This window comes from Streptomyces sp. NL15-2K (assembly GCF_030551255.1).
Classification (GTDB): domain Bacteria; phylum Actinomycetota; class Actinomycetes; order Streptomycetales; family Streptomycetaceae; genus Streptomyces.
In genome coordinates, this window is the sequence record NZ_CP130630.1 from 9,403,113 (window position 1) to 9,429,238 (window position 26,126).

Genomic DNA, 26,126 nt, shown 5'->3' on the forward strand with positions numbered 1-26,126 from the left:
CCTAATCTTTGATTGATCTTAGGTTGATGTCTGCATGGAGGCGCAATGTCAGATGATCGAAGCAAACAGGTCGCAATCATTGGAATGGCATCGAGAACGCCGGGCTCTCCGGGGCTTGCTGATTTCTGGAGGCTACTTACAGAGGGTCGAAATGCTGTACGTTCTCGACCGGTTGGCCGCCCCTTTGGACCTGAGATCGGAGGCTTTGTCGACTGTGTTGACGAATTCGATTCTGAAGCTTTCGGTATGTCTGCGGCCGAGGCCGGAAATATTGATCCGCAGCAGCGGCTGGCTCTGGAACTGGCTTGGGAGGGACTTGAGGATGCGAGGATAGTCGAAAATTCTCGATACGAGAGTTCTCGACTCGGTGTCTTTCTCGGTGTTATGGCCTGTGATTATGCGGATATGGTCGCTGCGGCAGGTTTGGATGGCGTGAACGCCTACACCCTTACAGGTGTTGGCCGTTCGCTCATTGCTAATCGAATTTCGCGCATGTATAACTTCCACGGGCCTAGCATGACGGTAGACGCGGGGCAGTCCTCGTCGCTCGTGGCGGTTCATCTTGCGTGTGAGAGTCTTTGCAGAGGTGAAACCGACGTTGTTCTGGCCGGTGGAGTGCAGCTTAATTTGTCTTCATTTGGCAGTGCTGTGCCCGAAGCGGTGGGTGCTCTCTCACCCGACGGATGCTGTTATGTATTCGACGAGCGAGCCAATGGTTATGTCCGGGGTGAGGGAGGCGGGGTCATAGTACTGAAGAGGGTTGAGGATGCAATCGAAGACGGGGATCGTATCTACTCGGTAATTGAAGGTAGCGCTGTTGGGGCCGGTTCGGGAATTGAAGGAATAACTAAGCCCAGTCCTGCTGCTCAGGTCTCTGTTCTTAAGGCTGCCCTGGCCGAGGCGCGCAGGGAGGCGGCCCAGGTTCAATATGTCGAACTGCACGGTACAGGGACGCGCGTTGGTGATCCTGTGGAGGCTGCTGCACTAGGGGCGGTGTACGGACAGGGAGTGGGACGCCCTGCTCCGCTTGTTGTCGGCTCGGTCAAGACAAATATCGGACACCTTGAAGGTGCTGCAGGAATCGTTGGCCTGATCAAGACTTCACTGTGTGTTTATCATCGGCGATTGGTTCCGAGTCTTAACTATGCTGTACCTAATCCGGATATTGACCTGAATGGCCTGAATCTCTGCGTCGGCACGATGACGCAGGCATGGCCGACGGATATTTCTCAGATTGCGGCTGGCGTTACGTCATTGGGCATTGGTGGAACATGCTGTCACGTGGTGCTTACTGGCGCACCTCCCCAGCCTGATGATCCGTCGTCAGACGAGGGCGTGTCTCCGGTTTATGTGCCGGTTGTGTTGTCGGGGCGAGGTGGGGTGGCGTTGGCTGCGCAGGCGGGTCGGGTGCGGGAGTTGGTGGTGGGTGATGCGGGGTTGTCGGTGCTTGATGTGGGGTTTTCGTCGGCGGTGACGCGGGGGCATCTGGAGGATCGGGCGGCGGTGGTGGCTGCTGATCGTGGCGGGTTGTTGGCGGGGTTGGAGGCTTTGGCTGCGGGGGAGCCGGCTGGGAATGTGGTGTTGGGCCGGGCCGGTGGTGGTCGGACGGTGTTTGTGTTCCCGGGGCAGGGGTCGCAGTGGGAGGGGATGGCGGCGGATCTGCTGGATTCTTCGCCGGTGTTCGCCGCGGAGTTGGCGGCCTGTGGTGATGCGTTGGCGGAGTTTGTGGACTGGCGGGTGGAGGACGTGGTTCGGGGGGTGTCGGGTGCGCCGGGCTTGGAGCGGGTTGATGTGGTGCAGCCGGTGTTGTTTTCGGTGATGGTGTCGCTGGCCGCGTTGTGGCGGTCCTGTGGTGTGGTGCCTGATGCGGTGTTGGGGCATTCGCAGGGGGAGGCTGCTGCCGCGTATGTGGCCGGGGGGCTGTCGCTGGAGGATGCCGTGAGGGTTGTGGCGTTGCGCAGCCGGATCATCGGTGAGCGGTTGTCGGGCCGCGGGGGCCTGGTGTCGGTGGCGGTGTCCGAGCAGCGGGCCACGGAGCTGATCGCACCCTACGGGGGGCGTGTGTCGGTCGCGGCGGTCAACAGCCCCTCGGCAGTGGTGGTCGCGGGTGATGCGGACGCGCTGGATGACCTGACGGCCGTATGCGAGGAAGCCGGGATCCGGGCGAGGAGGGTGGCGGTCGATTACGCGTCGCACTCGGCTCAGGTGGAGGAGATACGGCAGGAACTCCTGGAAGCGCTGGCCCCGGTGAGCCCGCGGGCCGGCCAGGTCCCGTTCTACTCCACGGTGCGCGACACGTTCATCGACACGGCCGGGCTCGACGCGGACTACTGGTACGAGAACCTGCGGGGCCGGGTCGGGTTCGAGCCGGGCGTGCGGGCGCTGGCCGGTGACGGCGTGGGCTGTTTCGTCGAGGTGTCCCCGCACCCGGTGCTGGGCCTGCCCGTCGAGGAGACGCTCCAGACGCTGGATGCCGCAGACCAGGTCATGGTGACGGGGACGCTGCGCCGCGGTGAGAGCGGGCCGGCCCGGTTCGCGCTGTCGCTGGCTGCCGCGCACACGGCCGGGGTGGTGGTGGACTGGGAGGCGTTCTACGACGGCAGTGGGGCGCGGCGGGTGGATCTGCCGACGTATGCCTTCCAGCGGCAGCGGTACTGGCTGCTGCCGGCTGCGGCCGGGGACCCGGCCGCAGCCGGCCTGACCCGGACCGAACACCCGGTCCCGGTTGCCGCCGAGGAGGCCGGCGGCCCGGGCGGGGCGCTGGCCCGTCGGCTGGCCGGGGTTTCCGAGGCCGACCGGGAGCGCACGGTTCTGGACCTGGTGCGGGCCCAGGTCGCTTCGGTGCTGGGCCACGACTCCCCCGGCGACATCGATCCCGTCCACCCGTTCAAGGAACTGGGCCTGGGCTCCCTGGCCGCGGTCGACCTGCGGAACCGGCTGGCGCAGGTCACAGGTCTGCGCCTGCCCTCCACCCTGGCATTCGACCACCCCAACCCCATCGAGGTCACACGGCACCTGCTGGCCGAGGCCGCAGGGTACTTGGCGGCGGAGGCCGGCGGCGGCCGGCGGCCGGGTGAGGGCCGGGTGGTCGGCGCTCTGCGGCCGGCGGCGCAGGACGAGCCGTTGGCGGTGGTGGGGGTGGGTTGTCGGTTTCCGGGTGGGGTGGTGTCGGGGGAGGGGTTGTGGGATTTGGTGGTGGGGGGTGGGGATGCGGTTTCGGGGATGCCGGTGGATCGGGGGTGGGATGCGGAGGGGTTGTTTGACCCGGATCCGGATCGGTTGGGGAGGATGTATGTGCGTGAGGGGGGGTTTTTGGAGGGGGTGGGGGATTTCGATGCGGGGTTTTTCGGGATCAGTCCGCGGGAGGCTTTGGCGATGGATCCGCAGCAGCGGCTGTTGCTGGAGGGGGCGTGGGAGGCGTTGGAGGACGCGGGGATTTCTGCGGTGTCGTTGCGGGGCAGTGATACGGGGGTGTTCTGCGGGGTGATGGCGGGTGATTACGGCGGGCCGGGGCCGGAGTCGGAGGGGTTCCGGATGACGGGTAGTGCGTCGAGTGTGGCGTCGGGGCGGGTGAGTTATGCGTTCGGGTTTACCGGGCCTGCGGTGACGGTGGATACGGCGTGTTCGTCGTCGTTGGTGGCGGTGCATTTGGCGTCGCAGGCGTTGCGGTCGGGGGAGTGTTCGTTGGCGTTGGCCGGTGGGGTGACGGTGATGGCGACTCCGGAGACGTTTATCGAGTTCAGTCGGCAGCGGGGGTTGGCGCCGGATGGGCGGTGTAAGGCGTATGCGGCTGCGGCGGATGGGACGGGGTTTTCCGAGGGTATGGGGCTGTTGGTGCTGGAGCGGTTGTCGGATGCGCGGCGTAATGGGCGTCGGGTGTTGGGGTTGGTGCGGGGTAGTGCGGTGAATCAGGACGGGGCGAGTAATGGGTTGGCGGCGCCGAACGGGCCGTCGCAGGAGCGGTTGATTCGGGCGGCGTTGGCGTCTGCGGGGTTGGGGCCTGGGGATGTGGATGCGGTGGAGGGGCATGGGACCGGGACTCGGTTGGGGGATCCGATCGAGGCGGGGGCGTTGTTGGAGGTTTACGGCCGTGGCCGGGTCGGTGGGCCGCTGTGGTTGGGGTCGGTGAAGTCGAACATCGGTCATGCGCAGGCGGCGGCGGGTGTGGCGGGGGTGATCAAGATGGTGATGGCGATGCGGCATGGGGTTTTGCCGCGCACGCTGCATGTGGATGCGCCTTCGCCGCATGTGGACTGGGATGTCGGCGGGGTGCGGCTGCTGGCCGAGGCGGAGGAGTGGCCGGCTGGGGCCCGGCCCCGGCGGGCGGGTGTGTCCTCGTTCGGGATCAGCGGCACCAACGCCCACGTCATCCTGGAAGAAGCCCCCGCCGAAGAAGAAACGCCCGTCGAAGAAGAAGCGCCCGTCGAAGAAGAAGCCCCCGTCGAAGAAGAAGCGCCCGCCGAAGAAGAAGAGTCCGACGGCAGGGAACCTCTGGTTTATGTGCCGGTTGTGTTGTCGGGGCGAGGTGGGGTGGCGTTGGCTGCGCAGGCGGGTCGGGTGCGGGAGTTGGTGGTGGGTGATGCGGGGTTGTCGGTGCTTGATGTGGGGTTTTCGTCGGCGGTGACGCGGGGGCATCTGGAGGATCGGGCGGCGGTGGTGGCTGCTGATCGTGGCGGGTTGTTGGCGGGGTTGGAGGCTTTGGCTGCGGGGGAGCCGGCTGGGAATGTGGTGTTGGGCCGGGCTGGTGGTGGTCGGACGGTGTTTGTGTTCCCGGGGCAGGGGTCGCAGTGGGAGGGGATGGCGGCGGATCTGCTGGATTCTTCGCCGGTGTTCGCCGCGGAGTTGGCGGCCTGTGGTGATGCGTTGGCGGAGTTTGTGGACTGGCGGGTGGAGGACGTGGTTCGGGGGGTGTCGGGTGCGCCGGGCTTGGAGCGGGTTGATGTGGTGCAGCCGGTGTTGTTTTCGGTGATGGTGTCGCTGGCCGCGTTGTGGCGGTCCTGTGGTGTGGTGCCTGATGCGGTGTTGGGGCATTCGCAGGGGGAGGCTGCTGCCGCGTATGTGGCCGGGGGGCTGTCGCTGGAGGATGCCGTGAGGGTTGTGGCGTTGCGCAGCCGGATCATCGGTGAGCGGTTGTCGGGCCGCGGGGGCCTGGTGTCGGTGGCGGTGTCCGAGCAGCGGGCCACGGAGCTGATCGCACCCTACGGGGGGCGTGTGTCGGTCGCGGCGGTCAACAGCCCCTCGGCAGTGGTGGTCGCGGGTGATGCGGACGCGCTGGATGACCTGACGGCCGTATGCGAGGAAGCCGGGATCCGGGCGAGGAGGGTGGCGGTCGATTACGCGTCGCACTCGGCTCAGGTGGAGGAGATACGGCAGGAACTCCTGGAAGCGCTGGCCCCGGTGAGCCCGCGGGCCGGCCAGGTCCCGTTCTACTCCACGGTGCGCGACACGTTCATCGACACGGCCGGGCTCGACGCGGACTACTGGTACGAGAACCTGCGGGGCCGGGTCGGGTTCGAGCCGGGCGTGCGGGCGCTGGCCGGTGACGGCGTGGGCTGTTTCGTCGAGGTGTCCCCGCACCCGGTGCTGGGCCTGCCCGTCGAGGAGACGCTCCAGACGCTGGATGCCGCAGACCAGGTCATGGTGACGGGGACGCTGCGCCGCGGTGAGAGCGGGCCGGCCCGGTTCGCGCTGTCGCTGGCTGCCGCGCACACGGCCGGGGTGGTGGTGGACTGGGAGGCGTTCTACGACGGCAGTGGGGCGCGGCGGGTGGATCTGCCGACGTATGCCTTCCAGCGGCAGCGGTACTGGCTGCTGCCGGCCGCGGCCGGGGACCCGGCCGCAGCCGGCCTGACCCGGACCGAACACCCAGTCCTGGCCGCCACCGCGCAGGTCGGGGACCGGGACGAGTGGCTGTTCACCGGGAGGCTGTCGGCGGAGTCGCAGCCGTGGCTGCGTGACCATGCCGTCCTCGGTGTCGTGATCGCGCCCGGGACCTTGCTGGCCGAGCTGGCGCTGGCGGCCGGCGCCGGGGCGGGCTGCCCGGTGATCGAGGAACTGGTCTTGCAGGCGCCGCTGGTCCTGGAGGAAGGCACCGGGGCCCGGGTGCAGGTGACCGTAGGCGAGCCCGAAGAGGACGGCCGCCGGCCGGTCGCGGTCTACTCCCGCCCGGAGGCCCAGGACGAGGACGGGCAGGTTGAGGCGGCGTGCCACGCGCGCGGGTGGCTCGCCAGGGACGCCGACGAGGCGCCGTGGGCGCCGGGGCAGTGGCCGCCGGTCGGCGCGGAGCCGGTCGAGGTGGAGGCGTTCTACGAGCAGGTGGCCGGACGAGGATACGACTACGGGCCCGCCTTCCGCGGGCTGGAAGCGGCCTGGCGCGCCGGCGACGGCGTCTACGCGGAGGTGGCGCTGCCCGACGCTGCGGGCGCCGGGGCAGGTTTCGGGATCCACCCGGCCCTGTTCGACGCGCTGCTGCACGCCGGCCTGCTCGGCCGGGAGGACGACAGCCTGGCGGAGCTGCCGTTCTCGTGGTCGGGGGTGAGGCTCGGGGAGCCCGGGGCGGGCCGGGCCCGAGTCCGGGTCAGCCCGGCGGGCGGGACTGCGGTCCGGGTCGACGCCGCCGCCGAGGACGGCAGCCTGGTGGCGGCCGTGGCCGAGCTGGCCCTGCGGCCGGTCGAGCCGTCGCAGCTTGAGGCGGCCCGGACGGGCGGGCAGGCCCCGCTGTTCCGGGTGGACTGGGTTCCGGCCGCCGGGGGCGCTTCCGCGCCGCGGGTCCGGGCGGCCGTGCTGGGCGAGCTGCCGGGAGCCCCGGCGGAGTGGGGCCGGTTCGGGGACCTGGCGGAACTGGAGCAGGCGGTGGTCGGCGGCGCGGCGGCACCGGAGACCGTCCTGACGGAGGCCGGCCCCGGCGAGGACGCGCACGCCGTCGCCGGGCGGGTCCTGGGGCTGCTGCAGCGGTGGCTGGCCAGCGAGTGCCTGGCCGGAACCAGGCTGGCGGTGGTCACCCGGAACGCGGTCGCCGCCGGGCAAGACCTGGACCTGGACCTGGCGCAGGCGCCGGTATGGGGCCTGGTCCGCAGCGCCCAGTCCGAGCACCCTGGCCGGCTGGTGCTGGCCGACCTGGACGACGGCGAGCCCCCGGACTGGGACGCGCTGGCCGCGGCGGGCGAGTCCCAGCTCGCCGTCCGCGGCGGCCGGATCCTGGCACCGAGACTCGCCCGTGCCCGCAGCGCCCCCGCGGAGGACGGGGTCGCGCCGCTGCTGGACCCGGAGGGAACGGTCTTGGTCACCGGCGGCACCGGCGGCCTGGGCGCTCTGGTCGCCAGGCACCTGGCGGCGCAGCACGGGGCACGGCGCCTGCTGCTGGTCAGCCGCCGGGGCCCGGACGCCGACGGGGCGGCGGAACTGGCCGCCGAGCTGGCCGCCCTAGGCGCGGACGCGCGGGTGGAGGCATGCGACGTGGCCGATCGGGCCCAGCTGGCGGCCCTGCTGGAATCGCTGGAGCACCCGCTGACGGCGGTGGTGCACGCGGCCGGGGTCCTCGACGACGGGACCGTCGAGTCGATGGAGTCGGCCCAGCTGGAACGGGTGCTGCGGCCGAAGGCCGACGCGGCGCTGCACCTGCACGAGCTGACCGCGGGCACGGACCTGTCGGCGTTCGTGCTGTTCTCCTCGGCCGCGGCGCTGCTCGGCAGCCCCGGGCAGGCGAACTACGCCGCGGCGAACGCGTTCCTGGACGCCCTGGCGGCCCGCCGCCGGGCCGCCGGGCTGCCCGCGGTCTCGCTGGCGTGGGGACTGTGGGAGGCCGCCACCGGCATGACCGGCGGGCTCGGCGCCGCCGACCGGGCGCGCCTGGCCCGCCTCGGCGTGGCCCCGATCCCGGGCGGCCAGGGCCTGGAACTGCTCGACCGGGCACTCGGCCTGGGCGAGGCCCTGGTCGCGCCGGTGCTGCTGGACCTGCGGGCGCTGCGGGCCCAGGCGCGAGAGGGCCTGCTGCCGGAACTGATGCGCGGCCTGGTGCGGACCCCGGCCACCCGGTCCGGCCCGCGCGGGGCGCTGACCCGTCGGCTGGCCGGGGTCCCCGAGGCCGACCGGGAGCGCACGGTCCTGGACCTGGTGCGGGCCCAGGTCGCTTCGGTGCTGGGCCACGACTCCCCCGGCGACGTCGATCCCGCCCGCCCGTTCAAGGAACTCGGCTTCGACTCGCTGGCCGCGGTCGAGCTGCGGAACCGGCTGGCGCAGGCCACCGGCCTGCGCCTGCCCTCCACCCTGATATTCGACCACCCGACAGCGGAATCCCTTACGGGACTAGTGCTTTCCGAAGTCAACAGGGCAGGCGGTCACGCAGGGCTGCAGTCACCGGTCGATAGGCAACTCTCCAGTCTCGAGGAATTGGTTGCCACCCTGAAAAGGGATGAGAAAGAGAATGTCGCCGAGCGCTTGCGCCTAATTCTTAAGACGTTGTCCGGTCATGAATCTCATAGTGCTGCTGATCGCCTGAGCGAGGCCGTGACGTTGGATGATGTTTTGGATGCGCTCGATGAAGAATACGGTTAGTGAGTTTCAAGTCCACAAGTAGTGAAAATGTACTGAAGGGGCAGGTGTGGATTCCTTGGAAACTGGAGTCCAGCAGCAGGAAAAGCTGGTTCGTTACGTGAAGAGGCTTGCTGCTCAGCTCAACGAAGCTCGAGATCAGCTGAACGAATATGAGAGCCGTGCTTCTGAGCCGTTGGCGGTGGTGGGAGTGGGTTGTCGGTTTCCGGGTGGGGTGGTGTCGGGGGAGGGGTTGTGGGATTTGGTGGTGGGGGGTGGGGATGCGGTTTCGGGGATGCCGGTGGATCGGGGGTGGGATGCGGAGGGGTTGTTTGACCCGGATCCGGATCGGTTGGGGAGGATGTATGTGCGTGAGGGGGGGTTTTTGGAGGGGGTGGGGGATTTCGATGCGGGGTTTTTCGGGATCAGTCCGCGGGAGGCTTTGGCGATGGATCCGCAGCAGCGGCTGTTGCTGGAGGGGGCGTGGGAGGCGTTGGAGGACGCGGGGATTTCTGCGGTGTCGTTGCGGGGCAGTGATACGGGGGTGTTCTGCGGGGTGATGGCGGGTGATTACGGCGGGCCGGGGCCGGAGTCGGAGGGGTTCCGGATGACGGGTAGTGCGTCGAGTGTGGCGTCGGGGCGGGTGAGTTATGCGTTCGGGTTTACCGGGCCTGCGGTGACGGTGGATACGGCGTGTTCGTCGTCGTTGGTGGCGGTGCATTTGGCGTCGCAGGCGTTGCGGTCGGGGGAGTGTTCGTTGGCGTTGGCCGGTGGGGTGACGGTGATGGCGACTCCGGAGACGTTTATCGAGTTCAGTCGGCAGCGGGGGTTGGCGCCGGATGGGCGGTGTAAGGCGTATGCGGCTGCGGCGGATGGGACGGGGTTTTCCGAGGGTATGGGGCTGTTGGTGCTGGAGCGGTTGTCGGATGCGCGGCGTAATGGGCGTCGGGTGTTGGGGTTGGTGCGGGGTAGTGCGGTGAATCAGGACGGGGCGAGTAATGGGTTGGCGGCGCCGAACGGGCCGTCGCAGGAGCGGTTGATTCGGGCGGCGTTGGCGTCTGCGGGGTTGGGGCCTGGGGATGTGGATGCGGTGGAGGGGCATGGGACCGGGACTCGGTTGGGGGATCCGATCGAGGCGGGGGCGTTGTTGGAGGTTTACGGCCGTGGCCGGGTCGGTGGGCCGCTGTGGTTGGGGTCGGTGAAGTCGAACATCGGTCATGCGCAGGCGGCGGCGGGTGTGGCGGGGGTGATCAAGATGGTGATGGCGATGCGGCATGGGGTTTTGCCGCGCACGCTGCATGTGGATGCGCCCTCGCCGCATGTGGACTGGGACGTCGGCGGGGTGCGGCTGCTGGCCGAGGCGGAGGAGTGGCCGGCTGGGGCCCGGCCCCGGCGGGCGGGTGTGTCCTCGTTCGGGATCAGCGGCACCAACGCCCACGTCATCCTGGAAGAAGCCCCCGCCGAAGAAGAAACGCCCGTCGAAGAAGAAGCGCCCGTCGAAGAAGAAGCCCCCGTCGAAGAAGAAGCGCCCGCCGAAGAAGAAGAGTCCGACGGCAGGGAACCTCTGGTTTATGTGCCGGTTGTGTTGTCGGGGCGAGGTGGGGTGGCGTTGGCTGCGCAGGCGGGTCGGGTGCGGGAGTTGGTGGTGGGTGATGCGGGGTTGTCGGTGCTTGATGTGGGGTTTTCGTCGGCGGTGACGCGGGGGCATCTGGAGGATCGGGCGGCGGTGGTGGCTGCTGATCGTGGCGGGTTGTTGGCGGGGTTGGAGGCTTTGGCTGCGGGGGAGCCGGCTGGGAATGTGGTGTTGGGCCGGGCCGGTGGTGGTCGGACGGTGTTTGTGTTCCCGGGGCAGGGGTCGCAGTGGGAGGGGATGGCGGCGGATCTGCTGGATTCTTCGCCGGTGTTCGCCGCGGAGTTGGCGGCCTGTGGTGATGCGTTGGCGGAGTTTGTGGACTGGCGGGTGGAGGACGTGGTTCGGGGGGTGTCGGGTGCGCCGGGCTTGGAGCGGGTTGATGTGGTGCAGCCGGTGTTGTTTTCGGTGATGGTGTCGCTGGCCGCGTTGTGGCGGTCCTGTGGTGTGGTGCCTGATGCGGTGTTGGGGCATTCGCAGGGGGAGGCTGCTGCCGCGTATGTGGCCGGGGGGCTGTCGCTGGAGGATGCCGTGAGGGTTGTGGCGTTGCGCAGCCGGATCATCGGTGAGCGGTTGTCGGGCCGCGGGGGCCTGGTGTCGGTGGCGGTGTCCGAGCAGCGGGCCACGGAGCTGATCGCACCCTACGGGGGGCGTGTGTCGGTCGCGGCGGTCAACAGCCCCTCGGCAGTGGTGGTCGCGGGTGATGCGGACGCGCTGGATGACCTGACGGCCGTATGCGAGGAAGCCGGGATCCGGGCGAGGAGGGTGGCGGTCGATTACGCGTCGCACTCGGCTCAGGTGGAGGAGATACGGCAGGAACTCCTGGAAGCGCTGGCCCCGGTGAGCCCGCGGGCCGGCCAGGTCCCGTTCTACTCCACGGTGCGCGACACGTTCATCGACACGGCCGGGCTCGACGCGGACTACTGGTACGAGAACCTGCGGGGCCGGGTCGGGTTCGAGCCGGGCGTGCGGGCGCTGGCCGGTGACGGCGTGGGCTGTTTCGTCGAGGTGTCCCCGCACCCGGTGCTGGGCCTGCCCGTCGAGGAGACGCTCCAGACGCTGGATGCCGCAGACCAGGTCATGGTGACGGGGACGCTGCGCCGCGGTGAGAGCGGGCCGGCCCGGTTCGCGCTGTCGCTGGCTGCCGCGCACACGGCCGGGGTGGTGGTGGACTGGGAGGCGTTCTACGACGGCAGTGGGGCGCGGCGGGTGGATCTGCCGACGTATGCCTTCCAGCGGCAGCGGTACTGGCTGCTGCCGGCTGCGGCCGGGGACCCGGCCGCAGCCGGCCTGACCCGGACCGAACACCCGGTCCCGGTTGCCGCCGAGGAGGCCGGCGGCCCGGGCGGGGCGCTGGCCCGTCGGCTGGCCGGGGTTTCCGAGGCCGACCGGGAGCGCACGGTTCTGGACCTGGTGCGGGCCCAGGTCGCTTCGGTGCTGGGCCACGACTCCCCCGGCGACATCGATCCCGTCCACCCGTTCAAGGAACTGGGCCTGGGCTCCCTGGCCGCGGTCGACCTGCGGAACCGGCTGGCGCAGGTCACAGGTCTGCGCCTGCCCTCCACCCTGGCATTCGACCACCCCAACCCCATCGAGGTCACACGGCACCTGCTGGCCGAGACCAACGGAGGAGACACCGAACCGCGCGGCGAGAGCACTCCCGGAACGGATGCCGCCGACGCGTCGGCTGAAGCCCTCCCCTCGGCGCAGCTGGAGTCGTTGCTCATCCAGAACCTTGCCGCGGTCACGGGCATCAGCGATCTCGATTCGATCGAACTGACCACGAGCTTTCGAGACCTGGGCCTGACCTTGGTCAGCGTCATGGAACTGCGCCGGCAGTTGGAGCTCGTGACGGGCCTGAACCTGCCGAGCAGCTTCGTCTTCGACTACCCCACGCCCGCCGCCCTGCTCGATTTCATGAGCACCCTGCAGCCGCAGCAGCGGGCGATCCCCGCCCAGCAGCCGGAACGGCAGGAGGAAGACGAGGATGGGATCGCCATCATCGGCATGGCCTGCCGCTATCCGGGCGCGGTGGCCGACCCGGAAGACCTGTGGCGTCTGGTCGCCGACGGCGTTGACGCGATCTCCGGTTTTCCCACCGATCGCGGATGGCCGAGCGATATCTTCGACCCCGATCCCGACCATCCCGGCACCAGCTATACGCGGGAGGGCGGGTTCCTCGACGACATTGCCGGGTTCGACCCCATGTTCTTCGGGATCTCCCATGTCGAGGCTCAGGCGATGGACCCGCAGCAGCGGCTGCTGCTGGAGACCACGTGGGAGGCATTTGAGAGGGCCGGCATGGATCCCGCGTCGGTGCGCGGGACCCAGACCAGCGTCTTCGTCGGCATCTCGATGCGAGATTACGACTACGACACGGAAGAACTGACCGCGTATCAGAGCACAGGACTGGCGCAGAGCGTCGCGTCGGGGAGAATCGCCTACACCCTGGGCACCCAAGGCCCCGCCATGACGATCGACACCGCCTGCTCGTCGTCCCTGGTGGCCATGCACCTCGCGGCCCAGTCTCTCCGGACGGGGGAGAGCAATCTCGCGCTGGCCGGCGGGGCGACCGTGCTGGCGACCCCGGCGGCGTTCGTGTCCTTCAGCCGACAGCGCGGGCTGGCTACCAACGGCAGATGCAAGGCCTTCGGCTCGGGCGCTGACGGCACCAGTTGGGCCGAAGGCGCCGGAATGCTCCTGCTGGAGAGGGTTTCCGATGCTCGGCGTCTGGGGCACCGAGTGCTGGCAGTGATACGCGGCAGCGCCATCAACTCTGACGGCGCAAGTAACGGCCTGACGGCGCCGAACGGCCTGGCCCAGCAGCGAGTCATCCGTTCCGCGCTGGCCGATGCCGGACTGAGTCCTGAGGACATTGATCTCATCGAGGCCCACGGGACGGGTACGCCGCTCGGCGATCCGGTCGAGGCCAACGCGCTGCTTGCGACCTACGGCGTCGGCCACGCGCCGGAGAAGCCGGTCTGGCTGGGCTCGCTCAAATCGAACATCGGGCACAGCGCGGCGGCGGCCGGCGTCGGCGGCGTGATCAAAGTCGTCCAGGCCATCCGGAACGGTCTGATGCCCAAGACCCTTCATGCAGGGCAGGCCAGCCCGCATGTGGACTGGTCGGCCGGGACAGTGCGGCTGCTGACCGAGGAACAGGAGTGGCCACAGTCGCAGCCGCGCCGGGCGGCAGTGTCGGCGTTCGGCGTCAGCGGGACGAATGCGCACGTGATCGTCGAGCAGGCCGAGCCCTTGCCTGAGCCTGTCCTCGATGTCGCCCCTCCGGCCCTGGTCGCCGTACCGGTCTCCGGTCACACTCCGGATGCCCTGCGTGCGCAGGCGCGTCGGCTCCGCGACCACGTGATGGCCCGGCCGGAACTGGCCGTCGCCGACATTGGCTGGTCCGCCGCGACCACCCGCAGCGCGCTGCGCCACCGGGCCGTCGTGGTCGCCGGCAGTCGCGTGGAACTGGCCGACGGCCTGTCCGCGGTCGCGGACGGAGCGGACGACGCGCAGGTCGTCACGGCGATTGCACGCACGCTCCGGCCGGTGTTCCTGAGCCTGGGCCGCCCTGATGACGATCGCCTCATCAAGATTTGGAGGCAGTGCGGAGCGGGCGATGCGGCCGCGGTGGCGTCCACGGAGACGATCGGCGAACTGGTGGCCCAGGGACACAACGCGATCATCCAGCTCGGCCACGATCCGGCGCTCACCCGACAGCTGCGGGACATGGCCGGGGCTTCCAGCAGGCAGCCGCTGGTGATCGTCACCCCGTCGGCCGAGGAGTTCGGGAAGCGGGACTTCCTGCGTGCCCTTGCGCAGGCACACGCGCACGGGATGGTACTGGACTGGCCGAGTGTCTACGGCGGCGGCGTCCGCCATATCGAACTTCCGACGTACGCATTCCAGAGAAAACGGTACTGGTCCGCACCCACCCGGCTGGACGTGCCTGCACCACCGTCGGCCGCAGAGCCCCAGAAGGTCGCGCCAGTTGCGGCTGAACCGAGGTTCGATGCCCCCACGGTCGTCGGCCGGGAACAACTTCTCGATCTGGTAGTAGGTCTGACTGCCGATCTGCTTGAGATACCGGCCGATGAAATCGACCTTGACGGTGGCTTCTTCCAGCTGGGCATGGACTCGCTGATGGCTACCGAACTCCGCAAGAAGCTTGAAGACCGCCTCAAAGGAGAATTGCCCGGCACGCTTTTGTTTGAGCAGCCGACCGTGAACGCACTCGTCGACTTTCTGGCGAGCGCCGTCGAGAGTTCGCCGGAGCCCATCGCCGAGGTGCCGTCGTTGAGCGTACCCGTGCTGGCAGACCACGTTGTACGCGACCTGTCAGACGACGACCTGTCAGGCGACGAGCTGTCAGGCGACGACCTGTCAGGCAACGACCCCTCAGACGACGACGTCTCAGAAGCCGATCTGCTCACCATTCTGGAAGCGGAGATCGAGCAGGCTCAAACGATCCGTAAAGGGGCAATACCGCGATGAGTTCCCAAGAAGGTCGACGCGATGACGCCCTTCGCCGTGCGATCGCCGAGATCCGCGAGCTGCGTGAGGCGGTGGCGGCCGGAGAATACGCCCGGAACGAGCCGATCGCTATCGTAGGCATGGCGTGTCGGGTACCAGGTGCGGATGACCCCGCAGCGTTCTGGGAACTGGTGCGCACCGGGACGGATATGGTATCCGAGATGCCGTCATCACGGCGGAGTACCGAAGAGCTCGGTGCTGCGGAGCACGCCTGGCGCGGCGCTTTCATCGACCAGGCCGACTGTTTTGACGCAGCGTTCTTCGGCATCTCCCCGCGTGAAGCGGCGCACATGGATCCGCAGCAACGTCTCTTCCTCGAAGTGGGATGGGCGGCCTTGGAGGACGCCGGCGCGCCGATGGACCGCCTGCGCGACACCCGGACCGGGGTGTTCGTCGGGGTCACCGGAGTGGACTACACCCTGCTCCTCCACAAGAACTTGCCCGCCTCCAAACTGGACGGATACGTAGGTACCGGAGGGGCGTCAACGTTCATGGCGGGGCGGCTGTCCTACTGGCTCGGCCTGCAAGGACCAAGCCTCTCCCTTGACACCGCCTGCTCTTCCTCGCTGGTTTCTGTCCACCTGGCCTGCCAGAGCCTGCGTTCGGGAGACTGCGACACCGCACTGGCGGGCGGCGTGAACATGCTCCTCGAACCGGAGGCATTCCAGGTGGCGAGCCAGGCCGGAATGCTCTCCCCTGAAGGTTGGTGCAAGACTTTCGACAAATCCGCTGACGGTTATGTTCGAGGTGAGGGCTGCGGCGTTGTCGTGCTCAAGCGCCTGTCCGCGGCGCAGCGGGACAACGACCGGATCCTGGCGGTCATCCGCGGGTCCGCGGTCAACCACGACGGCCGCAGCAGCGGAATCACCGTACCCAACCCCCAAGCCCAGCAGAAGGTGATCAGGGACGCCCTCGCGGGCGCCGGCGTTGCGGGTTCCGAGATCGACTACGTCGAGGCCCACGGCACCGGTACCCGGCTGGGGGACCCCATCGAGGTACGCGCGCTGTCTGCCGTACTTGGACCGGGGCGCGATCCGGACCGGCCGGTCGTGCTCGGCTCCGTGAAAACGAACATCGGGCACCTGGAACCCGCAGCGGGAGTCGTCGGCCTTATCAAGACCGTGCTGTGCATGCGGAATGAGGCCATCCCCCCGCTGCTGCACCTCCGGGAGGTCAACCCGGACATCGGCATGGACGAGCTGCCGGTACGACTGGCGACCGAGCTCATCCCGTGGCAGCGAGGATCCCGGCCCCGCCTGGCCGGCGTAAGTTCGTTCGGGGCGAGCGGCACGAACTCCCATGTCGTGCTGGAGGAACCACCCGTCGCCGAGCCGTCCGGAGCGCGGACCGATCGGCCGGTTCACCTGGTGACAATCTCCGCCCGGGACGCCGATGCCCTGTCCGCGTTGGCCCGCAAGTATCACCAGACCCTGGGGAAAGAGAGTCCAGAACTCGCGGACATCGCGTTTACCGCCTACACCGGCCGCGCGCACTTCCGGAACCGGCTCGCCATCGCCGCCGACACGACATCCCAGCTGCTTGATCATCTGGATTCGTATCTGCGGGGGGACACTCGCCGGGACGTCCTCGTCGACACCGCGCCCGCGGGACGTCCCAAGGTGGGATTCCTCTTCACCGGACAGGGATCGCAGTACGCCGGGATGGGGAGGCAACTGTACGACACCGAACCCGAGTTTCGGGCTGATCTCGACCGGTGCGACGAGATCATGCGTGACCGTCTGGATCCTGGGCTGCTCGCCGTCATGTTCGGCGAGAACGAGTCAGGTGCCTTGCTCGACCGTACCCGCTACACGCAGCCGGCTCTGTTCGCGCTCCAGTACGCGCTGGCGCGGATGTGGATGCGCTGGGGCGTAACCCCCGCTTGCATGCTCGGACACAGCATTGGCGAGCTGGCCGCGGCCTGCGTCGCGGGTGTGTTTTCCCTGGAAGACGGTCTCGCGCTGGTCGCGGAACGGGCGCGGCTCATGGACAGCCTGCCGGCCGGGGGCGCGATGGCGGCGGTCTTCGCCACGCCGGACGAGGCGCGCGAGGCGATCGCACCGTACTCGGCCGAATTGTCGATCGCAGCGATCAACGGTTCGCGCGATGTCGTGATCTCCGGTGACGAGAAGGCACTGGATCGAGCGACCGACCAACTCAACATCAAGGGTCTGAAGACCAGGAAACTGGCCGTCTCTCAGGCATTCCATTCGGCACTGCTGGATCCGGTGCTCGACGACTTCGAGGAGTTCGCGGCCACGTTGGCGTACCAGGCTCCGAACCGGTCGCTGATCTCCAACCTCACCGGCGAACTGCACGGGCCGGATACAGTGAACGCCTCGTACCTGCGTGATCACGCACGTCAGCCGGTGCGCTTCGCCGACGGTCTGGCCAAGCTGGTCGATCTCGGGTGTGAGGTACTGATCGAGATCGGGCCCTCGCCCCATCTGTGCGAGATCGCGAAGCGCAGTATGCCCACGGAGGGTCGCCGGTTTCTTCCGTCGCTGCGTCGAAACAACAGTGACTGGCGCATTCTGACGCGAAGTCTTGGAGAGGCTTACGTCGCAGGCGTGAACATTGACTGGGCAGGCCTCGACGAAGGCCGTCAGCGGCGCCGGGTCGAGCTGCCGACATATGCGTTCGCGCGCAGGCGCCACTGGTTCACGGTACCCGAGACGACGCGCCCGGAGCCTTCGTCGGGGCGTGCGACGAGCGTTTCGGAGCCCAGCGTAACCCTGCTTGGCGAGCAGCTGAGCTCTCCGCTTGAGATGGTTCAGTTCCAGGCGGAACTCACCACGGATCTACATCCCAGCCTGGCCGACTGTTCATCCGGGTCGATCACGCTGGTCAACGCCGGCTTCTACGTGGAAGCCGCTGTGCAGGCGATCGGCCGGCTCCGCGGTGAGACGGCGGTAGGGATGGAAGGGCTCGTCATGCCCCAAGCCCTGATCCTGCCCGAAGACGGCCGAGTGACTACCCAACTGGTACTCGCGGACTCGGGCGGAGGCCGAAGCCGATTCAGTTACCACAGCAAGGTGCCTGACACCGCTGAATGGATTGGGCACGCCCAGGGAGTGCTGACGTCGGCTTCGGAGCCCGCCGGGCAGCCGGACATCGAGACCGCCCTCACACGGTGCGTCAATCAGATCGACGGCCAATCGTTCTACCGGTCGCTGTGGCAGCGGAAGATACACCTCGGGCCCTCGGCCCAATGGCTGACGCGGATCTCACGTCGCGATGGAGAGGCCGTAGGGTGGCTGCGCGCGCCACATGAGGATGAACAGCATCAGGGCTACCGGATGCACCCCGGAATCATCGACTCGATGCTGCAGATGGTATTCGCCTGCCTGCCGCAGGACGGAACTCAGGACTCCGTCATTATCCTGCTGGAAATCGAGAAATACTCGTTCTTTGGCTACCCGGGCACCCCACTGCGCTGTCACGTCCTCCTCAGGGACAGTCAGGCGACGGCCGAGACGGTGTGTGCGGATATCGTGCTCACAGCCGAGGACGGTACCGAGGTGGCAAGGATGACTGGCGCTCATCTGAAAGTCACCGATGGCGCCACGCTCGAGCGTGCGGTCAAGTCTGCTCCCGCGACGAGAACGCGGGTGTCCGCCGCCGTGAACAGCCCGGATCACTCTGCACGCATCGCCGATCTCATGGGTCGCGGAGAGTCCGGGGCCGCAGCCGATCTGGTCAAGTCCGTGCTGCTGGAGCAGACCGCAGTCGTGCTCGGCACAGTGCCCGCCGAGATTGCTCCGGACGTGCCCCTGCACGAGCTCGGTATGGATTCCCTGATGGCCGTGGAGATCAGGGAGCAGGTGGGTGCCGCGCTGGCCGCGTCGCCGCCTGCGGCCTGGTTCCTGGACGCGCCCACGATCGATGGCCTGAGGGACAAGCTGCTTTCCACGCTGTTCACCGAAGTCCCGCCCGAACCGCCGAGGACTGAGCGCATCGGCCCTGGGGGAATGCACATTGTCGAATACGGCAGCGGCGAACCGATCGTGTTCGTCCACGGCGGTGCATTCGGGGGACTGGATGCCTGGCAGACCCAGTTGCCCTTGGCCGAACGCTGGCGGCTGGTGATCGTGTCCCGGCTCAACTACGGTCAGAGTGCTGAGGGCCTCCCCGAGGACTACCTTCAGGACGGGAAACTGATCGGTGAGTTGCTCGAGGAATTCGAAGGCGGCGCGCACCTCGTTTCGCAGTCCTACGGCACGCTCGGCGCGATGGACGCGGCCCTGCGCCGCCCCGATCTTGTCCGCTCGATCACGCTGATCGAGAGCGCCGCCAGCGCGGTCGCCAGGGGGAAGCCCGCGGTCGACCAGTACGAGCGGGAGATGCGCGACCTGATCGCGGCCCCGCCGGAGTCTTCGGAAGATTACTTCCGCGCTCTGTTCGCCGTGATCGATCCGACATCGGTCTATCCGGACCCGCTTCCGGAGTCGCTGCTTTCCTTTGCCCAGATGGCGCTTCGCGGCACGCGGTGGCCCTGGGAAGCCGACATCGACGTGGCGGCTCTTCGCTCCGCTCCGTTCAGCAAACTCGTCATCAGCGGCGGCCAGCGTCAGATGTTCGAAGACATCAGCGATGCTCTCGCCGAGCAGACGGCCGGCGAGCGGCTGATCATCCCCGGTGGGCACGGCACGCAGAATACCGGATCCGTCTTCAACACCGCTTTGGAGCGGTTTCTGAATCAGTCGCGAAAGGGATTTTGAATGAATCCGCCACAGCCGGCACCTCAACCCCTACCCCCTGGTCTAGCAAACCACCGCTAGCCGCCAGCCGGTGACATGGATTTACACCAGGAATGGAAAGTATGAATCTGGCGGAAAGATCCACTGAGCTGGCCGTTCTGAACTCACTGTTTATAGAATGCCTTCAGGGCAAGGAACAAATCGCATGGATCACGGGCCCGGTAGCGACCGGGAAATCGGCACTACTGAATGAATTTTCAGAAAGAATTTTGAAGCGCCGAGATGGCCTCACTCTGGAGGCGACATGCACCCGCTTTGAATGTCAATTCGAATTCGACCTTATTCGCCGCCTCTTTCAGTCGGATGGGGTTCCCCAGATATACGTCGAGCAGGTATCCGTACTGCTGGACAAGGCGCCGCTTGCCAATATCGAGCAGCTGCAGGATGGGGATGTTGTCTCTCTTGAGATGAAGTGCATCTTCGACGAGCTGCGCGCGATTTTCATTTACCTCGCTGAAGCACTGCCACTTGTCATCTGCGTTGACGACATCCAGTACGCGGACAAAATTTCTCTGCGGTTCCTTGCGTACTTGGCACGGCATGCCCGGCCCGGCCGCGTCTTCATAGTGCTCACGGAGAGAACCGGATCAGGTGAGTCCTGGGATTTGACAGATTTGTTTCGACAGCCGAACTGTCATCACATTCAATTAGCGCCGCTCTCTGCCATAGGGGTGGCCACGGTGCTCGCCAGGCATGGAATCTCGAAGAATCGTATCGATGACCTCGCGCCGCGAGTTCACGAGCTGACCGGAGGAAATCCGCATCTCGTGCAAGCGCTGGCCGAGGACATCGCGGAGGCGTCCGGTCAGCTTGCTCCCGGAAACGCGTACACCTTGTCCGCGCTGACCATACTTAACCGTTGTGATCCGCCAGATATCGCCACCGCGCAGGCGCTGGCCATAGTAAATGAGCCCGCAGACGCGACAGTCCTCGGCCAGATACTCGACCGGACGACGGAGGCCGCGAAGCGGTCGCTCGGCATCCTCGACGCCGCCGCTTTGCTCGACGGCCCGTTGTTCCGGCATGAGTCCATTCGGGAGGCAGTACTCAGTACGATAACGACTGACGAGTACGCGGCCCTACATCGTCGTGCCGCGTACACGCTGAGCATCCACGAGCGCCCTGCCGGGGTCATCGCCGCCCACATTATCGAGGCCGGGCGGATACGGGATCCATGGGCTGTTTCCATCCTCTGCGACGCAGCCGAGGACAGCCTGCGCGACGGGGAGGTGCATTCGGCGATCCGGTATCTTCATCGTGCGTACCAGGACTGTGATGACGAGTCGGTCAGGCCGACGATCCTCGCGGATCTCGTGCGGGGAATGTGGCGGATCGACCCCGCGGCGGCGGTCAATCACATTCCCGACTTGCTGAACGCTCTTCGTGGCGGTCATCTCGGTGGTCGGCAAGCGGTGATCTTGACGAACCTCTTGCTGTGGCAGGGCCAAGTGCGCGAAGCCGTCGAGATTCTGAACGCCCGAACCAGCCTGCTCACCGAGTCGCACGCCGCCGTTGAGCCGCTGCGCTGGGCAGCGGGCTTTCTGCCGGGTCTCGCTGACCACCAGATGCCCGGAAAAGCTGTCGCGCAGTGGCGGCTTTCGCAAAACCACGCGCCAGGTGATACGTCCTTGCGGAGCGCTATGGTTCCGCACATTGCGGACCAGACAACCCAGGAAATCCAGTTGGACGAATCGACCATCAGCTCGCTGTTGGTCGCACTGGTGCATCTCATCGGTTCGGAGCAGCTCATTCGCGCCGAGCAACTGTGTCAAGCACTCCTTGCCGACAAGGAACGCTATCGCGGCAGCCCGACCTGGGAGGCCCTGCTGCTCGCCGTGCACGCGCTGATCAAGATCCGCACCGGAGACCCCGCGGGCGCCGTGGCCGACGCGCGCCGCGCCATGGCCCTGCTGAACGCAAAAGGCTGGGGCATTGCGCTCGGCGTGCCCCTCGCCTGCCTGCTGCTCGGCTACAGCGAGCTGGGAGAACACCAGCATGCGGCCGCCCTGCTGCGGGCGCGAGTGCCTGAGCCCGCGAAGGAAACTCCCATCGGTGCCCTGTACCTGCATGCGCGCGGACGCTACTACCTGTCCACCGGACGGCCGCATCCGGCGCTACACGACTTCGGCGTCTGCGAGGAGGTCTCCGCGCGCCTTCGATTCGACGTTCCCATGCTGGTCCCCTGGCGCATCGACACAGCGTGGGCCTACCTGAAGATAGGCGATAACGCCAAGGCCAAGGAGCTGCTCACCGCGCAGATGGAGAAGCTCGGCGAGGAGCAGGTGTGGACACGCGGCCTCTGCACACACGCGATGGCACTGGCCAGTCCCGTCCAGCAGCGGGCGCCTGCCTTGCGCAGGGCGACCGGGATGCTTTCAGGTAACAAGCTTGCCCAAGCTCAGGTCCTCGCCGACCTGAGCCACACGCTGAGTCAGCTTGGCGAAGCCCGTCACGCAGGAATCACCGCACGCCAGGCCAAGAGCCTGGCGCTGAACGCCGGAGCCCCAGCCGCGCGGCCAAGCCTGTGCGGTCCCGAGTTCGCGGTAGGCGCCGACTTCGTCATCCTGTCCAAGGACGGCAGCGTTGCCGACCTGACCGATGCCGAGCTACGGGTCGCGGTGCTCGCGGCCCAGGGATACACCAATCAGCAGATCTCGCGCCGGTTCTACATAACGGTCAGCACCGTGGAGCAGCACCTCACCAAGGTGTACCGGAAGCTGAAGGTGCGGCGTCGCAGTGACCTGCGACTGGAACATAGGGAGCGACACGGCCGAGGGCGGTGAGCCCTCCCTGCCAGTTCTGTAGTGAGACACCTGGTGCGCCGGGTTGTCCCTCCTGGGCGACATGGTCGCCGAGTACGACGCCGCCCCGGTCGCGAGAGCCCCGGCGATTTCTTCGATCAAAGGGTGTCCTGGCCGGCCCCGTCCAGGGCCGCGGCCAGGCTCTGAGGGCGCATGTCCGTCCACGTCCGCTCGATGTGGTCCAGACAGGAGGTGCGACTGTCCGGACCGTGCACGATGCTCCACCCGGCAGGCGGAGCAAAGCCGTTCGGCCACAGCGAGCACTGGTCCTCGTCGTTGCGCAGCACGAGGAAGGTGCCGTCCTCGTCGTCGAAGGGGTTGCTCATGGGGTCCTCCAGGGATGGTCAGGTCATCGCGACGAGTATGCGGCGCTCGCCGGTGAAGGGCTCGCGGCCGTGTGCCATCCGCATATTGCTGACCAGCATGATGTCGCCCTGCCGCCAGGGCAGTGCGAGCGAGGCACGGTCGTAGGCGGCGCGGACCGCTGCCAGGTCGCCGTCGGGGATCGGACTGCCGTCGCCGAGCAGGGCGTTGCGGGGCAGGCCGTCCTCGCCGTACGTCTCCAGGAGCACGTCGCGCAGGTCCGGCTCCAGGCTGGACAGATGGAACAGGTGCGCCTGGTTGAACCACACCTCGGCCTCCGTGCCCGGGTCGACGGCGGTGGCCGGGCGGTGGTGGCGGGTGTGCAGGACGTCACCGTCCCAGGAGAACTCCTGGCCGTGCGTGCGGCAGTGGCGTTCGACGTCGGCGCGGTCCTTGGTCTGGAACGCCTCTTGCCAGCTCAGCCCCATTTCGGCGCGGAATGTACGGGTGTAGACGACCCCCTTGGCGAACCGCTCCCTGATCTCGGCCGGGATCAGGTCGAGGACGACGCGGCTGTCGGCGACCGGCGTGGCCCCGCCGGTGCCCGGCGCGGTGTGGCAGAAGAAGTACACCGTGGACGGCCAACTGGACGCGTACGAGCTTTCGTTGTGCATCGGGATGGGCTGGTCGGCCGGGTACTCGGTCGAGGTGTAGATGTTCCCCTTGACCACGCTGCGCGGGGTGGACCGCTCGGTGTAGCGCAGCAGGTCGCCGCCGACGGACCGGACGACATCGTGGAAGCCGTCGACGCCGTCGCCGTCGGCGGACAGGCCGTGCAGCAGGATCAGCCCGTCGGTGGCGAGGCGCTCACGCAGTTGCGGGCCGTGGGACCGCACCCAGTCGGGGCCCGCGTCGCCGAGCGCCCCCAGGTCGTACTCGGCGCCGGAGGTGAGCCCTTCGCCGCGGGGCCGGGGGGTGATCCCGCCGAGGGGGGTGAGCGTTACGGACCTGGTCACTTGGGCGCTCCTTCGGCGGTGAACGGGGCGGCGTCCGGCTGAGCCGCGAGGATGCGGCGCACCGTGCGTTCGCGCAGGACGGTGGTGAGTTCGAGGTGGATCCCGGCCCTGCGGGCACCGGCGACCAGCTTCAGCGCGGTGATGCTGCTGCCGCCGGACGCCAGGAAGTCGGCGTCGGCACCGATCTCCGGGACACCCAGGGCCTGCGCCATCAGCTCGCACAGCAGGGTCTCGGCCAGGCTGCGGTCGCCCGACTCGTCGCCCTCAGCAGGGGGTTCGGGCAGCGCGGCCCGGTCGAGCTTTCCATTGGGAGTGAGCGGCAGTTCGGGTATGGCGACGAACGCCACCGGCACCATGTACGGCGGCAGCGCCTCGGCCGCGTGCCGCGCCAGCGCGGCGGCGTCGGGCGCGGAGCCAGGGCCCGGGGTCACGTAGGCGACGAGCCGCCGGGCATCTGCCGCGCCGACGGCGACGACCGCGCAGTCCCGCACGCCCGCATGGCCGCGGAGCACGGCCTCGATCTCACCGGGCTCGATCCGGTACCCGGAGACCTTCAGCTGCTCGTCCGCGCGCCCGAGGTACTCGAGGTTGCCGTCCTGGCGTTCGCGCACCAGGTCGCCGGTGCGGTACATCCGGGAGCCGTCGGCGGCGAACGAGTCCGGGACGAAGCGTTCGTCGGTCAGCTCCGCGCGCCCGAGGTAACCGCGCGCCAACTGCCGGCCCGCGATGTGGAGTTCGCCCACAGCGCCCGCGGCGACCGGCTTGCCCTCCACGTCGAGCACGTACAGGCGCGTGCCCGCGAACGCCCGCCCGATGGGGACGGCACCCGGGTCCACGGCGTCGCCGGGGCGGACGACGTACGCGCAGCAGCCGACGGTCGCCTCGGTGGGCCCGTACTCGTTGACGACCGTGACGTCGGGGTGCGCGGTGCGCCAGTGCCCGAGCGCGGAGCCGGTCAGCGCCTCACCGCCGATCACGAGCTGCCTGGTGGGCAGGCAGGAGTCCGGGAGCAGGCTCAGCAGGGGCAGATGCGACGGGGTGACCTTGAGGAAGGTGGGGCGGGCCGTGGCGGCGGGCGGCGGCTGTTCGCCGGAGGCGATCGCCTTCAGGTCGAGGACGTGGATCGCGCCGCCGCTCACGAGCGGGCCCCACAGGCTGGTCACCGCCATGTCGAACGACACCGAGGAGTGCAGCACCGTCCGCCCGGCCAGCCCGTCGTAGCGCGCGCGGGCCTCCGCCAGGTAGGCGCCGAGCGCGCCGTGCTCGACCAGCACGCCTTTGGGCCGGCCGCTGGAGCCGGAGGTGTAGATCACGTAGGCCGGATCACCGGCCCGCACCGGGGCCGCGTCGAACGGGCGGGCGGGCGCCGGCGCCTCGTCCGGGGTGAGGGTGCGCCCGTCGTCCGAGGGACGCTCGGCCAGCAGCAGCGCGGCGGCGCAGTCACCGAGGATGTGCCGGTCCCGGTCCTGCGGGTCGTCGTCGGCGAGCGGCACATAGCCCGCCCCCGTCAGCACGACCGCGAGGAGCGCGGCGATCAGTTCGGGGCCGCGCGCCAGTCGCACCGCCACCAGCGTGCCCGGGCCCGCGCCGCGTGCGGCCAGCGTCCGGGCGATACGCCCGGCGCACAGCTCCAGTTCGCGGTACGTCCATACTCTGTCGCCGTGTACGACGGCGTCGGCGTCGGGGGTCCGGGTGGCCTGGTCGAGGAAGGCGTCCCGCAGGGCAAGGGGCATCATCGGCTCGCCTCGTGTTCGCGAAGGAGGGCGGCCAGCGCGGCGGCGACCTGCGGGGAGTTCAGCAGATCGGCGCGGGCGACGTCGAAGCCGTGCTCGGTGTCGGTGAAGTCGGCGCCCCGGTGCTCCCGGGAGGTGAGCGAGGTGGCGGTGCGCCACTGCGGGGCGGGCGGCACGTCGAGCGCCGCTGTCAGATAGGCCAGGTAGGAGTGGAGAACGGTGGCCAGTTCGGCGCCGAGCGAGGCGTCCACGCCGAGCCGTTGGCACAGCAGGTCGCAGCCCTCGCGGTACAGGGCGGCGTACTGCTCGGCGACCGGGACCAGCGCGTTGGGGGCGTGTGCCTGCTGGATCGCGGTCATCTCGGCCAGCAGACCGGCGCGCTCCTCGTCCGTGAGGACATCCATGCCGTCGATCAGGCCGCGGAAGTCGCGGGTGAGCGTGGCGACGTCGGGTACGCCCGGGTTGAACAGCACGACCTGCGGCCGGTGGCCCTCCCGTTCGCCAAGGGTGTCGGCGAGGGCCGAGGCGAAGACGCTGCCCGCGCAGTAGCCGACGACGGCACGCACCGGCCGTCCCGCGAGGACTGTGCCGAGCCCCTCGGTCCACCGGTGCAGGTGGCCGGCGCCGGTGGCGGCGGACCAGTCGCCGTCCGGGGTGGGCGGGACCGCGTGCCAGACCTCGACCGGGTCGGGGAGCAGGTCGCACAGGTGGCGGAAGGTGGCCTCCTGGCGGCCCGTTCCGTAGAAGTCGACGGCGAGTACGACGCCGGGTGCGTTCCCTGTGCGGATGCGCGACCAGTTCGCCGCGTTCTCGGACAC

8 protein-coding genes are annotated in these 26,126 nt (G+C 68.3%); 4 read left to right on the top strand and 4 right to left on the bottom strand.

What is annotated here, in order from left to right:
• Positions 1-45: 45 nt before the first annotated feature.
• The 4 genes from Q4V64_RS42020 to Q4V64_RS42035 all read left to right on the top strand — a co-directional run bounded on the left by Q4V64_RS42020 (position 46) and on the right by Q4V64_RS42035 (position 22,238).
• Complete coding sequence (locus Q4V64_RS42020) at positions 46-8,553, top strand: type I polyketide synthase (RefSeq protein WP_303714127.1); 8,508 nt, start codon at positions 46-48, stop codon at positions 8,551-8,553.
• Positions 8,554-8,599: 46 nt separating this feature from the next.
• On the top strand, positions 8,600-14,656 hold the full coding sequence (locus Q4V64_RS42025) for a type I polyketide synthase (RefSeq protein WP_303714129.1): 6,057 nt from the start codon (positions 8,600-8,602) through the stop codon (positions 14,654-14,656).
• Entirely contained in the window at positions 14,653-19,416 is a 4,764-nt protein-coding gene (locus tag Q4V64_RS42030; protein ID WP_124438146.1) for a type I polyketide synthase, read from the top strand. Before Q4V64_RS42025 ends, Q4V64_RS42030 begins: the two co-directional genes overlap by 4 nt.
• 101 nt (positions 19,417-19,517) lie before the next feature.
• Positions 19,518-22,238, top strand: a complete 2,721-nt coding sequence (locus tag Q4V64_RS42035; RefSeq protein WP_172629055.1) for a LuxR family transcriptional regulator — start codon at positions 19,518-19,520, stop codon at positions 22,236-22,238.
• Between the two features lie 116 nt (positions 22,239-22,354).
• On the opposite strand, the gene Q4V64_RS42040 is transcribed toward Q4V64_RS42035, so the two are convergent.
• The 4 genes from Q4V64_RS42040 to Q4V64_RS42055 are packed head-to-tail and all read right to left on the bottom strand — an operon-like array spanning position 22,355 to position 26,126.
• On the bottom strand, positions 22,355-22,582 hold the full coding sequence (locus Q4V64_RS42040; protein ID WP_124438144.1) for an MbtH family protein: 228 nt from the start codon (positions 22,580-22,582) through the stop codon (positions 22,355-22,357).
• Between the two features lie 18 nt (positions 22,583-22,600).
• On the bottom strand, positions 22,601-23,575 hold the full coding sequence (locus tag Q4V64_RS42045; protein ID WP_124438143.1) for a TauD/TfdA family dioxygenase: 975 nt from the start codon (positions 23,573-23,575) through the stop codon (positions 22,601-22,603).
• On the bottom strand, positions 23,572-25,311 hold the full coding sequence (locus tag Q4V64_RS42050; protein ID WP_124438142.1) for a non-ribosomal peptide synthetase: 1,740 nt from the start codon (positions 25,309-25,311) through the stop codon (positions 23,572-23,574). Before Q4V64_RS42050 ends, Q4V64_RS42045 begins: the two co-directional genes overlap by 4 nt.
• A complete protein-coding gene (locus Q4V64_RS42055; RefSeq protein ID WP_124438141.1) occupies positions 25,308-26,126 on the bottom strand; it encodes a hypothetical protein in 819 nt (272 codons plus the stop codon). Before Q4V64_RS42055 ends, Q4V64_RS42050 begins: the two co-directional genes overlap by 4 nt.